The 12,755-nt window shown below is 72.2% G+C and carries 9 protein-coding genes; 6 read left to right on the plus strand and 3 right to left on the minus strand.

All coding sequences use genetic code 11. From position 1 onward, the window contains the following. The first annotated feature begins 154 nt into the window (after nt 1-154). The 3 genes from RWE79_RS32250 (at nt 155) to RWE79_RS32260 (ending at nt 8,001) form a co-directional block, all read left to right on the plus strand. A complete protein-coding gene (locus RWE79_RS32250; RefSeq protein ID WP_475943606.1) occupies nt 155-4,753 on the plus strand; it encodes a HAMP domain-containing protein in 4,599 nt (1,532 codons plus the stop codon). A 36-nt stretch (nt 4,754-4,789) separates the two neighbouring features. Continuing rightward, complete coding sequence (locus RWE79_RS32255; RefSeq protein ID WP_475943607.1) at nt 4,790-7,252, plus strand: SpoIIE family protein phosphatase; 2,463 nt, start codon at nt 4,790-4,792, stop codon at nt 7,250-7,252. Nucleotides 7,253-7,509: 257 nt separating this feature from the next. Further along, entirely contained in the window at nt 7,510-8,001 is a 492-nt protein-coding gene (locus RWE79_RS32260; protein WP_475943608.1) for a MarR family winged helix-turn-helix transcriptional regulator, read from the plus strand. Nucleotides 8,002-8,019: 18 nt separating this feature from the next. On the opposite strand, the gene RWE79_RS32265 is transcribed toward RWE79_RS32260, so the two are convergent. Next, nucleotides 8,020-8,751 carry a DUF4142 domain-containing protein gene (locus RWE79_RS32265; protein WP_475943609.1) on the minus strand — a complete coding sequence of 244 codons (732 nt, stop codon included), beginning with the start codon at nt 8,749-8,751 and terminating at the stop codon, nt 8,020-8,022. A 473-nt stretch (nt 8,752-9,224) separates the two neighbouring features. On the opposite strand from RWE79_RS32265, the gene RWE79_RS32270 reads away from it, so the two are divergent. From RWE79_RS32270 to RWE79_RS32280, 3 genes are all read left to right on the plus strand, one after another. Next, nucleotides 9,225-9,638 carry a hypothetical protein gene (locus RWE79_RS32270; protein WP_475943610.1) on the plus strand — a complete coding sequence of 138 codons (414 nt, stop codon included), beginning with the start codon at nt 9,225-9,227 and terminating at the stop codon, nt 9,636-9,638. Nucleotides 9,639-9,719: 81 nt separating this feature from the next. After that, nucleotides 9,720-10,163, plus strand: coding sequence for an SRPBCC family protein (locus tag RWE79_RS32275; RefSeq protein ID WP_475943611.1), 444 nt, complete (start codon nt 9,720-9,722; stop codon nt 10,161-10,163). 92 nt (nt 10,164-10,255) lie between these two features. Then, complete coding sequence (locus RWE79_RS32280) at nt 10,256-11,443, plus strand: acyl-CoA dehydrogenase family protein (RefSeq protein WP_475943612.1); 1,188 nt, start codon at nt 10,256-10,258, stop codon at nt 11,441-11,443. Between the two features lie 61 nt (nt 11,444-11,504). Here RWE79_RS32280 and RWE79_RS32285 read toward each other — a convergent pair whose 3' ends face one another. Then, nucleotides 11,505-12,014: a methylated-DNA--[protein]-cysteine S-methyltransferase gene (locus RWE79_RS32285; protein ID WP_475943613.1), complete on the minus strand. Its 510-nt coding sequence runs from the start codon at nt 12,012-12,014 to the stop codon at nt 11,505-11,507. A 122-nt stretch (nt 12,015-12,136) separates the two neighbouring features. Beyond that, nucleotides 12,137-12,706 (minus strand): hypothetical protein, encoded by a 570-nt coding sequence (locus RWE79_RS32290; RefSeq protein ID WP_475943614.1) that lies wholly within the window; start codon nt 12,704-12,706, stop codon nt 12,137-12,139. Nucleotides 12,707-12,755: the final 49 nt, after the last annotated feature.

Genomic DNA, 12,755 nt, shown 5'->3' on the forward strand with positions numbered 1-12,755 from the left:
GGATAGCCTCCGGATATTTGCCGTCCGACAACGGTAAAGCGCTTTCGAAACCAACGACCAGAGACGTGGAACAGACGGAGGCCCGGGCCCACGAGGGGCCCGGCCGGCTCCTGGAACACTTTCCGGGACGGTGCCCGGCGGATCGAGGATGGACATGGCAGAGACCACGACCGAGGAAGTGGCCCCCGGTCCGCGTCCCCGTGGCGGACGGGGCGCCGGCAAGGTGGGTGAGCCGGAACTGCGGCAGCTGCTCGCAGGTCTGACCGCCGTGCGCGACGGTGACTTCGGTACGCGGCTGCCCGACGAGGCCGACGGTCTCCTGGGCGAGATCGCGACGGTGTTCAACGGCATGGTCGACCAGCTGTCGCTGTTCACCTCCGAGGTCACCCGGGTCGCCCGCGAGGTCGGCACCGAGGGCACCCTGGGCGGTCAGGCCGAGGTCCCCGGCGTCTCCGGGACCTGGGCGGACCTGACGGACTCCGTCAACGCCATGGCCGGCAACCTCACCACCCAGGTCCGTGACATCGCCCAGGTGGCCACGGCCGTGGCCAGGGGCGATCTGTCGCAGAAGATCGACGTGGACGCCCAGGGCGAGATCCTGGAGCTGAAGGAGACCGTCAACACGATGGTCGACCAGCTCTCGGCGTTCGCCGACGAGGTGACCCGGGTCGCCCGCGAGGTCGGCAGCGAGGGCCGGCTCGGCGGCCAGGCACAGGTACCCGGCGTCGGCGGGGTGTGGCGCGACCTCACCGACTCGGTGAACTTCATGGCCGGCAACCTCACCGACCAGGTGCGCAACATCGCCCAGGTGACCACGGCCGTGGCCAAGGGCGACCTGTCGCAGAAGATCACGGTGGACGCGCGCGGCGAGATCCTGGAGCTGAAGAACACCATCAACACGATGGTCGACCAGCTCTCGTCCTTCGCCGACGAGGTCACCCGCATGGCCCGCGAGGTGGGCACCGAGGGCCAGCTCGGCGGCCAGGCCGACGTCAAGGGCGTCTCCGGCACCTGGCGCGACCTCACCGACTCGGTGAACTTCATGGCCGGCAACCTGACCGCGCAGGTGCGGTCCATCGCCCAGGTGGCGACCGCGGTGGCGCAGGGTGACCTGTCGCAGAAGATCCGGGTGGACGCGCGGGGCGAGATCCTGGAGCTGAAGGAGACCATCAACACGATGGTCGACCAGCTCTCCGCGTTCGCCGACGAGGTGACCCGGGTCGCCCGCGAGGTGGGCACCGAGGGCCGGCTCGGCGGCCAGGCCGACGTCAAGGGCGTCTCCGGCACCTGGAAGGACCTCACCGAGTCCGTCAACGTCATGGGCGACAATCTGACCGCGCAGGTGCGGTCCATCGCCCAGGTGACCACGGCGGTCGCGCAGGGTGACCTGTCGCAGAAGATCCGGGTGGACGCGCGGGGCGAGATCGCGGAGCTGAAGGAGACCATCAACACGATGGTCGACCAGCTCTCGGCGTTCGCCGACGAGGTGACCCGGGTGGCCCGCGAGGTGGGCACCGAGGGCAACCTCGGCGGCCAGGCGACCGTACGGGGCGTCTCGGGCACCTGGAAGGACCTCACCGACAACGTCAACGTCATGGCGTCGAACCTCACCGGCCAGGTGCGTTCCATCGCCCAGGTGGCGACGGCGGTGGCCCGCGGTGACCTCTCGCAGAAGATCACCGTCGAGGCCAAGGGCGAGGTCGCCGCGCTGGCCGGCGTGATCAACACGATGGTCGACACCCTGTCGGCGTTCGCGGACGAGGTGACCCGGGTGGCCCGCGAGGTGGGCACCGAGGGCCGGCTCGGCGGCCAGGCCCGGGTGCCCAACGTGGCCGGTACCTGGAAGGACCTCACCGACAACGTCAACTCGATGGCGAACAACCTGACCGGGCAGGTCCGCAACATCGCCCTGGTCACCACCGCCGTCGCCAACGGCGACCTGTCCAAGAAGATCGACGTCGACGCGCGCGGCGAGATCCTGGAGCTGAAGACGACCATCAACACGATGGTCGACCAGCTGTCCTCGTTCGCCGCCGAGGTCACCCGGGTCGCCCGCGAGGTCGGCAGCGAGGGCCGGCTCGGCGGCCAGGCCGAGGTCGAGGGTGTCTCGGGCACCTGGAAGCGGCTCACCGAGAACGTCAACGAGCTGGCCGGCAACCTGACCCGTCAGGTACGGGCCATCGCCGAGGTGGCCAGCGCCGTCGCCGAGGGCGACCTGACCCGGTCCATCACCGTCGACGCCTCCGGCGAGGTCGCCGAACTCAAGGACAACATCAACTCCATGGTCGGCTCGCTGCGCGAGACCACCCGGGCCAACCAGGAACAGGACTGGCTCAAGACCAACCTGGCCCGCGTCTCCGGCCTCATGCAGGGCCACCGCGACCTGGCCGTCGTCGCCGAGCTGATCATGGGCGAGCTGACCCCTCTGGTCTCCGCGCAGTACGGCGCCTTCTATCTGGCGGAGGACATCGGGGAGGGCACCGAGCTCACGCTCGTCGGCTCCTACGGCTACCCCGCCGAGGACCACCGGCCCACCCGTATCCCGCTCGGCCGCTCGCTGGTCGGCCAGGCCGCGCGCACCCGCCGCGCCATCGACGTCACGGAACTGCCACCCGGTTACGTCACCATCTCCTCCGGCCTCGGACAGGCCGTGCCCACCGCGCTGATGGTGCTGCCGATCGTCGTCGAGGAGCAGGTGCTCGGGGTGATCGAGCTGGCCTCGGTCAGCCGCTTCACCCAGATCCACCACGACTTCCTCGGCCAGCTGATGGAGGCCGTCGGCGTCAACGTCAACACCATCGTCGCCAACGCCCGCACCGACGAGCTGCTGGGCGAGTCCCAGCGGCTGGCCGGCGAACTCCAGGCGCGGTCCGAGGAGTTGCAGGTCCAGCAGGAGGAACTGCAGCGCTCCAACGCCGAGCTGGAGGAGAAGGCGGCTCTGCTGGCCTCGCAGAACCGCGACATCGAGGCCAAGAACCTGGAGATCGAACAGGCCCGGCAGGAGCTGGAGGCCCGTGCCCAGCAGCTGTCCCTGGCGTCGAAGTACAAGTCGGAGTTCCTGGCGAACATGAGCCACGAACTGCGCACCCCGCTCAACAGCCTCCTGATCCTCGCCCAGCTGCTGGCCCAGAACCCCACCCGCAACCTCACGGCCAAGCAGGTGGAGTACGCGGGCATCATCCACTCGGCCGGCTCGGACCTGCTCCAGCTGATCAACGACATCCTGGACCTGTCGAAGGTCGAGGCCGGGAAGATGGACGTCAACCCCGAACGGGTCTCGCTGCGCCAGCTGCTGGACTACGTCGAGGCCACCTTCCGGCCCATGACCACCCAGAAGAGCCTCGATTTCAAGATCGCCACCTCCGCCGGAGTCCCGGCCGACCTGCTCACCGACGACTCCCGGCTGAGGCAGGTCCTGCGCAACCTGCTGTCCAACGCGGTCAAGTTCACCGAGCGCGGCGTGGTGGAACTGCGTATCGAGCCCGCCTCCGACGCCGAGATCCCCGAGTCCGTGCACCGTGGCAGCCCGGTGGTGGCCTTCCGGGTCAAGGACACCGGCATCGGCATCGCCGAACAGCAGCTGGAGACCATCTTCGGCGCCTTCCAGCAGGCCGACGGCACCACCAGCCGCAAGTACGGCGGCACCGGGCTGGGCCTGTCCATCAGCCGGGAGATCGCCTACCTGCTGGGCGGGGCCCTCACCGCGGAGAGCACCGTCGCCAGGGGGAGCACCTTCACCCTGTACATGCCGGTGGCGCGGCCGGACTTCGAGGAGCCGCAGCGGAGCGGCACGGCAGTGCCCGCGCCGTCGGCGGCGGCCGACGAGACGGCGGCCGTCGAGGCCCGCCCCGCCCGCTCCCGTCCGGCGCTCGCGCCGGCACCGGTGACGCGCCGCATGCGCCGGCTGCTGGTGATCGAGGAACGTCCGCGCGGACTGCTGTCGCTGGTCGCCGAGAGCGCCGTGGCCGACCTGGCCGGCGGCCGGGACCTGGCCGGCCCGCACCACGCCGTCGAGATCATCACCGTCGTCGGCGCCCAGGAGGCGGCGGTCACCCTGGCCGCCGAGCCCTGCCACTGCGTCGTCCTCGAACTCGACATGTCCGAGGGTGAGGCGCTGCGCTTCCTGGAGGCCATGGACGGTGACTCGGCCCTGGCGAACCTGCCCGTCCTGGCGCACAACAACCGCCGGCTGGACGCCGAGCAGGAACGCGTGCTGCAGGTCCGGGCGAACAGCCGGCCGCTGGAGCTGCTGTCCAGCCTGGACGAGCTGCGCGAACGCATCGCGCTGCACCTGTCGGCCGAGGAGCCCGGCGACGTCCTGCCGCTGGTCCGGCCGGAGGAATCCCGTCCGCAGGCCCCGCAGGCCGTCGACGCGTCCCTGTCCGGCCGTACGGTCCTGGTGGTCGACGACGACGCCCGCAACCTCTACGCGCTCAGCGGCATCCTGGAGCTGCACGGCGTCCGGGTGCTGCACGCCGAGAACGGGCGCAAGGGCATCGAGACACTCGCCGCCAACCCGCAGATCGCGCTGATCCTGATGGACGTGATGATGCCGGAGATGGACGGCTACGCGGCCACCGCCGAGATCCGGCGGACACCGGCCCACGCCCAGCTGCCGATCATCGCCGTCACCGCGAAGGCGATGCCGGGGGACCGGGAGAAGAGCCTCGCCGCGGGCGCCAGCGACTACGTCACCAAGCCCGTGGACGCCGACGACCTCATCACCCGCGTCCGGAGATGGCTCACCCCCTGAGTGCCTTCGCGACACCTCTGAGAAGAGAGCAGCAGCGTGAGCAGTTCCCCCTTCTTCGGATCCGGAGAGCCCGGAGAACTCGACGGGCCCGGCCGTGACGACGGGCCCGGCCGTGACGCCGGGTCCGGCCGTGACGCCGGGTCCGGTCAGGCCGACGAGCCCGTCGCGCTGGGCCGGCTGGCCGCCACTGTGGAACGGCTGCGCCACGAGGTGCGGGCGGCCCACGCCGCCGTCGAGGGGCGGGCGCTCATCGAGCTGGCCAAGGGCGTCCTGGTCGAACGGCTGCACTGCGGCCCCGCCGAGGCCCTCCAGCAGCTCGGCGCGCTCGCCGAGCGGGCCGGGGTGACCCAGCTGGAACTGGCCGCCGACATCGTCAACCAGGCCGCCCGGGACCGGCTGTCCGAGGCCGCCGAGGCCTTCGTCGCGCGGGCCGCCGAGTCGGCGCGGAGCGAGGCCGAGAGCGTGGCCGAGAGCCGCTCGGCCCTGGTACGGCTGCGCACCGCGGAGAGCGGGGCGCTGGCCGCCGACGACACCCAGGCCGTCGCCGAGTCGCTGCTCCAGCACGCCCTGGAGCCCATCGGCGCCACCGCGGTCGTCATCTGGAGCGTCGGGCCCGACGCCTCCCTCACCCTGGCCGGATTCGCCGGGCTGCCCGCCGAGGAGGCGGCCCGCTGGCGTCATGTACCGCCCGCCGTGGCCACCGTGGCGCGCCTGGCCCTGGCCGAGCGCCGGGCGGTGTGGCTGCACTCGCTCTCCGAGGAGGGCGTCCCCTCCGTCGGACAGTCCCAGACCCCGCACGGCGGACGGGCCGCCATCCCGGCCGGTACCGGCGGCCGGATCCACGGCGTGCTGGAGATCTGCTGGCCGGGCCCGCTGGAGCCGCAGCCGCCGCAGATCATGCGGCAGGCCGAGGCCCTGGCCGAGCTGTGCGCGCACACACTGGACACCCGGCCCGCCGAGGCGGCCCTGCTGCCCGCCACGCCCGGACGGGTCTCCGAACTGGTGGACCTGGCGGAGGGCCTCTTCGACCCGGCCCTGGTCCTGCTGCCCCACCTGGACGCCGACGGCAATCTCGCCGACTTCCGGATCCACTACGTCAACAACCGTTTCCTGGACCCGGCCGGGCGCCCCCGCAGCATGGTGAGCGGGGCGCTGATGCTGGAGGCCTACCCGATGGCCGCAGGCGAGAGCGGACTGTTCGCGGAGATCGAGCGGGTCTACGCCACCGGCGAGCCGTTCCGGGCGCAGCGGATGGCGCTGACCGCCCTGATCGACCAGGTGCCGCTGACCACGGTCGCCGACATCAGCATCAACCGCCACGGCGGCCAGGTGCTGCTGATCTGGCGGGCCGAGGACGAGGACTCGCGGCTGGCCAGCCTGCTCCAGCACGCGCAGCGGCTGGGACGCGTCGGCGGTTTCGAGGAGAACCTCTCGACCGGTGAGATCACCTGGAACGACCAGCTGTTCGTGCTCTACGGCCGGCCGCCGAGCGCCACCCCGGTGCCGCTGGAGGACCTCCCCAACCACGCCCACCCCGACGACTCCGACGCCATCGGCCGTTTCCTGCGGACCGTGCTGCACCACCGGCGTTCCGCCTCGGTCGCGTTCCGCCTCGAACGCTCCGACGGCGTCACCCGGCACATCCGTCTGGTCGCCGAGCCGGTGCCGGACGCCGAGGGGCGGCTGCTGACCGTACGCGGGGCCTACCAGGACATCTCCGCCCAGCACTGGACCGAGGTGGCGCTCGCCGCGACCCGCGACCAGCTCGCGCACAGCGAGCAGCAGGCGGTCGAGCGCAACCGGCTCACCCTCCAGCTCCAGCACGCCATCATGCCGCCCACCCGGACGCCGCTGGTCGCCCCCGGTCTCCAGCTCGCCGTCCGGTACCGCCCGGCGGAGACGGAGAGCCTGGTGGGCGGCGACTGGTACGACGCGGTGGTGCTCCCCACCAAGCAGGTGCTGCTGTGCGTCGGCGATGTCGCCGGCCACGGCATCGAGGCGGCCACCAGCATGGTCGTCCTGCGCAACGCGCTGCGCGGACTCGCGGTCACCGGCGCGGGCCCCGGCCAGCTGCTGTCCTGGCTCAACATGGTGGCCCACCACCTCACCGACCAGGTCACCGCCACCGTCGTGTGCGGTGTGTACGATCCGGCGACCGGCGTGCTGCGCTGGGCCCGGGCCGGGCACCTGCCGCCGGTCCTGGTGCGCGGGTCGGAGGCGACCACCCTGCCGCTGGTGGGGGGTCTGCTCCTGGGCGCCCTCGCGGACGCCGAGTACGAGGAGTCCGAGCTGCAACTCCAGCCGGACGACACGCTGTTGATGTACACCGACGGGCTGGTCGAGCGCCGGGACCGGTCGGTCCAGGACACCCTGAAGCATCTGCTGACCACGGCCCGGGGCGCCTCGCAGGACCTGGAGCAGCGTCTCGACCGGCTGCTGATCCACAGCCGGTCCGACACCGACGACGACACCTGTGTCATCGGGGTCCGCGTCTCCTGAAGGCTCGCCCGTCCCGCCTGGGCACCCGGCGCCGGCCACCGGCCGGTGAACCGCGCCGGCGGCAAGGCCGTGGAGGTGTACGACGTCGGGCCGCCGGCGGCGCCGGCAGCCGGCAGTGTCCCTGGCGGGACAGCACCGCCCGGAGTTCGCCTTCGTCAGCAGCCGGCGGTGCTGACGAGGGCCCCTGACGCCGGCGCCCGTGTGACGGGTTTGTGCGCTCCCGGCCGGGGCGGGGCGCGGGCTGTTAGAAAGGTCCTATGCCGACCCGTGTCTCAGCCCCTGAGCCCAACGCCGAGGCGATGGTCAACGCCCTGCTGACCGCTTCCCGTCTGCTGGTCGCGGTGTCGGCCCGGTCGCTGGCGGCGGTGGAGGAGGCCCTGACCCTGCCGCAGCTGCGGATGCTGGTGGTGCTCGACATGGGGGGCTCGCTGAGCCTTTCGCGGCTGGCCACGGAGCTGCGGGTGCAGCCGTCCACGGCCATGCGGATGATCGACCGCCTGGTGACCGTGGACATGGTCGCCCGGGGCGCGTCCCCCACCGACCGGCGGACCAGCGTGATCTCGCTGACCGAGGGCGGCCGCCGTACGGTCGGCGAGGTCACCGAGCGGCGCCGGCGCGAGATCGCCCGCATCGTCGGGGCGATGCCGGCCGGGCAGCGGCTTCACCTCGTCGAGGCGTTGCAGGCGTTCGCCGAGGCGGGCGGGGAGCCCGCCGTCGCCTCGGGAACGCCGCTCCACCTGGACTGGTGAGAGGCCGCTACGCGCCGGTCACGGGGAGGGGGAGGAAGTCGCCGGGGGCAGTGAGGCGTTCGCGGACGGCGTCACGATCAGCGTCGGGTCGCCCGGGTTCGGGGACGGCGGGATGAGGTCGTTGGGGTTCGTCGTCGGGCTGGCGGTCTCGTCGTTGACGATCTGGTCGAAGTTGACCAGGCCGGTCTTCTCCATGACCGTCATGTGGTCGAGCACCGTGTTGTTGGCCTGGTCGGCCAGCTGCCGGACGAGGGTGTTCTTGGTGGTGGAGCGGATCTTCGCGATGGCGGTGAAGATCTGACCGTGCGTCAGCCGCAGGATGTTGGCGAACGTGGTGTCGAAGTCCGCCCCGCTGGCGGCGGACAGCGTGGTCAGGAAGCCCTGTTGCTGCGGCGTGGGGGCGTTGGGCAGGGTGATCCCGAGCTGCGGGGCGACCGACCGGACGGTGGTGTCGAGGTCGGTGTGCCCCTTGATCAGGTGCTGGCCGGCGGTCTTGACCGCGGCGATGGTGCCCTTCTGCTCCGCCATCTGCCCGGCGGGGAACTCCCACAGCCCGGCGAGTCGGACCTTCACCACGAAGGTGCGGTCATCGGCGGTCAGGGGTCCGAACGGGGTGGAGACGGTCTGGGCCGCGACGCTCGTCGACGCGTTCTCCACGCCCTTCACGGTCGGGTAGATCAGTGCGACGACGGTCAGGACCCCGGCCCCGATCACAAGCGCGGTGCCCGTGATGTAGCGCGTGGTTTGCATATGTGGGCTCCTCAGGGGCGGCGACACAGCCGAGTTGCCGGGCGGGGGGCCGGTGGCTGGTAGGGCACCGGGAACACTAGCCTTTGCATAGAGCAAAGTCTGTGAAATCCCGGTCGGCCTGCATCTGGCGGTACGAAGGTCCTATAATCCGCCCGTCGCCGGGCCGGACGTGCAATATACCGCCCCGGCGACGGGTTTCCCCGCCCGGGACCGTCCTGCCAAGTGGGGGCGCACACGGCGCCGCCACCCGAGGGGAGGGCAGTCATGCTGAAGGACAAGGTCGCGGTCGTCCACGGCGGAGCGGGCTCACTGGGCACCGGCATAGCGAAGGCCTACGTCGAGGCGGGGGCGCGGGTGTTCCTCGCCGGCCGCACCCGGGCCACACCGCGCGAGGCCGCCGCCGGGACAGGAGCCGGGTACGACGTGCTCGACGCCCGGGCGAGGAGGCCGTCGAGGCGCACGCCACCTCGGTCGTGGAGCGGGCCGGCCGGATCGACATCTCCGTCAACCTCGTGCCGCGGGGGGACTTCCAGGGCGTGCCGCTGATCCGGACGTCGGTCGAGGACTACGTCCGGCCGGTCGCCCAGGGCATCGCCTGCCAGTTCGTCACCGCACGGGCGGCGGCCCGACGGATGACCGCCCAGGGCTCCGGGGTGATCCTGTCGCTGGACAGCGGCTCGGCCAACGGCAGCCCGATGACGGGCGGTACCGGCGCCGCCGACGGCGCGATCGACGCGCTGATCCGCCAGCTCGACGGCCTGCGGATGCCCAGGCGCTCGCCGCGGATCGCCGACATCGCCGCCCCGGCCACGTTCCTCGCCTCCGACGCCGGCGTCGCCATCACCGGCACCTGGGTCAACGCGACCGCGGGAATGTTCTCCGGCTGACCGGCGCACCCCGTATGCCGGTGTCCGCCGGGATCCCGCCGACCGGCCGCGGACGCGGCCGCGGCCTGGCATCGTGTGCCCATGCCCTGCGCCGAACTGAGCCACACCTTCCGGGTCGCCGCCTTCCCACGGGAGGTGATCGCGCATCTCCGCGAACCGGCGAGTTACGTCGGCCTGTCCCCGCTGGTGGTCGAGGTGCGCGACATCCACCGCGTGGACGGGGTCACCCACTTCGTGGCCGTCGAGCGGTTCCGCTTCCTGGGAGTCCTGCGCCACGACAACCGCATCGCGGTCAGCCTGGCCGCCGGTGACGACGGCATCACCGGCGAGGTGCGCAGCCCCGGCGGCGTCCGGCTTTCGTACCGCTTCGACGTCACCCCGGACGCGAAGCACCCCGGCCGCAGCACCGTCACCGACACCCTGCGGCTGCGCACCCCGCCGGGGCTGCTGCGCTTCGCCGCCTCCCAGGCCCGTACGGTCCAGCTCGCGCGGGCCCGGATCCTCGCCGGGCGGCTGGAGGGGTAGGTCGCAGCGGCCATGGCCCGCGGCCGGGGGCGCCGTTGACAGGGCCGGCGATCGGCGTCACGTTGATATGACGTCACGTCAGGAGGCCGCCCATGGCACCGCCCGCCGCACCTGATTCCGATGCGGACATCGTCGAACGCCTGCGGGCGCTGCGGCCGTTCATCGCCGAGCACGCGCTGCGCGCCGAGCAGGACCGGCGGGTGACTCCGGAGGTTTTCGCGGCGCTGACCGGCGCCGGCGTCTACCGGATGAACGTCCCCCGGCGGTACGGGGGTTACCAGACCCCGCTGCGGACCCAGACGAGGGCCCTGGCCGAGATCGCCGGCGCCTGCGGCTCGGCAGCCTTCACGGCCCTCCTCCAGGCCGGCTGCTCCTACATCGCGGCGCTCTTCCCCGACGAGGCGCAGGACGAGATCTTCGCGAACCCCGACGTCCGTATCAGCGGCACCCTCGTCCCGGACGCCACCGCGGTCGCCCGCGACGGCGGGTACGTCGTCACCGGGACCTCCGGCTTCGCCACCGGATGCCAGGACGCCGACTGGCATCTGCTCACGGTGCGGGTCGAGTCCGGCGACGGCGGGCCGCCCGAACTGCTGTGGACCGCCGTGCCCATGGCCGAGCTGGACATCCTCGACGACTGGCAGGTGTCGGGGCTCGCCGGCAGCGGCAGCAACAGCGTCGTCGCCCGGGAGGTCCTCGTGCCCGCCCACCGGGTCCTGCCGGTCGGCCCGCTGCTGGCCGGCCGCTTCCCCTCGAAGGCCAACGCCGACGACCCCTTCTACCGGATGCCGGTCCTGCCGCTGTTCTGCGCCTGGGCGGCGCCGGGGGCACTCGGCCTGGCGCGGGCGGCACTGGCCGACTTCACCGGGCGGATCCACCGGCGCGGCATCACCTACACCTTCCACGAGCGGCAGAACGAGGCCGCGGTCACCCATCTGCAGGCCGCCGAGGCCGCCATGAAGATCTCCTGTGCCGAGGCGCTGGCCGACGCGATGGTCACCCTGATCGAGTCCAGGGCCGCCGCCGACGAGCCCTACACGCAGGAGGAACGGGCCAGGATCCGGGCCCAGAGCGGCTATCTGACCCGGCTGTGCAAGGAGGCCGCCGACCTGATCGGCTCCGCCTCCGGCGCCTCCTCGCTCCGCGCGGACGACCCCGTCCAGCGGATCGTCCGCGATCTGAACGCCCTGAGCCTGCACGCCTTCGTCAACCCCGCCACCAACCTGGAGCTGTACGGCCGGGTCCTGTCCGGACTGGACCCGGGCACGCCCTTCCTGTGAGGGGCCGCCTGGGACGGGTCGCCGTGACGGGTCGCCTGGGACGGCTGCGCGTGGCGGGCCGTCAACCGGTCCGGTGGAGTCGTTCGAGCTCCAGCAGCGCCTGCTTGCGGGGCAGGCCGCCCGCGTAGCCGGTCAGCGTCCCGTCGCTGCCCACCACCCGGTGGCAGGGGCGCACCACCAGCAGCGGGTTCGCGCCGATCGCGGTCCCCACCGCCCGGCAGGCACTGCGGGGGACGCCCATCCGGTCCGCTACCTCGCCGTACGTCACGGTGGTGCCGTACTCGATCGTCTCCAGCGCCTTCCAGACCTGCTGCCGGAAGGGGGTGCCGCCCGGGGTGTACTCGATGGAGAAGCGGGTCAGGGTGCCGTCGAAGTACGCCCGGAGCTGCTCGGCGATCCGCGCGAATGCCTCCGGGTCGTGCCGCGAGCCGTCCGGCGGGGCGGCCACACCGCCCTTCTGGCCCGGCACGGACAGCGAGCTGAGCGCGGTGCCGCCGTCCGCGGTCGCCGACTCCTCACCCACCAGCAGCAGTTCGCCCAGCGGGCTGTCGAGGGTGGTCCAGGACGTCATCGGTCGTTCCTTCCGCACATGACTGCCGTGTGCGGGACGTTCCCCGCGCACCACCACTGTGCGCCACGCGGGGCCCCGGAAGCTGGCGGAAAACGGACATGACGTTCGGGGCGGCCAGGGGCCTACTCCTCGGACTGCTCGAAGTAGGCGTCCAGGACCACGTCGAGGTCCGCCGTCCACTGCTTGAGACGGCCACGGGCCGGGGCGTCGACATCGGCCTGGAACCAGCGGCGGGTGCTGGTGTAGACGGTGACGGAGAACCGGCGGGCGAAGCGCGGGGTGTCGATCTCGACCGCGCCGATCTCGTCCCAGTCGAACTCGGCCTCCTCGGTGTCCAGCCGGAACCGGATGCCGGTGCGGTCGGCGAAGACCGAACCACGGCGGTCCGAGACCTCGAACACCGGTCCGTCGGCCTCGGCTTCGTCCTCCGCCTCCGCCTTCGCTTCCGCTTCCGGCGCGTCATCCGCCTCCGCCTCGTCCTCCGCCTCGTCCTCGGCGTCCGCTTCGGCGTCCGCTTCGGCCTCGGCCTCGGCCGGGGCCGTCACTTCGTCCTCCGCCTCCGGGGCGGCCTCCTGTTCCTGGTCGGCCTCCGCCGCCCCGGCAGGGCTCGGGGCCGTGATGCCGGGGACGTACGACGGATCGGTCCCGGCGCCAAGCACGGGCTGGATCTTCGAACCTATGCGCTGCTCCACGGCGGGAAGTATGGCCGATAAACCTGTGCCGGGAACAGTCGGCCCCGCC

The organism is Streptomyces sp. RLA131 (assembly GCF_056270125.1).

Bases quoted from the DNA above. Each gene is read 5' to 3' on its own strand.
- RWE79_RS32265 (WP_475943609.1), bottom strand. From the start codon at position 8,751: ATGCAAACCACGCGCTACATCACGGGCACCGCGCTTGTGATCGGGGCC.
- RWE79_RS32260 (WP_475943608.1), top strand. From the start codon at position 7,510: ATGCCGACCCGTGTCTCAGCCCCTGAGCCCAACGCCGAGGCGATGGTC.
- RWE79_RS32280 (WP_475943612.1), top strand. From the start codon at position 10,256: ATGGCACCGCCCGCCGCACCTGATTCCGATGCGGACATCGTCGAACGC.
- RWE79_RS32285 (WP_475943613.1), bottom strand. From the start codon at position 12,014: ATGACGTCCTGGACCACCCTCGACAGCCCGCTGGGCGAACTGCTGCTG.
- RWE79_RS32250 (WP_475943606.1), top strand. From the start codon at position 155: ATGGCAGAGACCACGACCGAGGAAGTGGCCCCCGGTCCGCGTCCCCGT.
- RWE79_RS32275 (WP_475943611.1), top strand. From the start codon at position 9,720: ATGCCCTGCGCCGAACTGAGCCACACCTTCCGGGTCGCCGCCTTCCCA.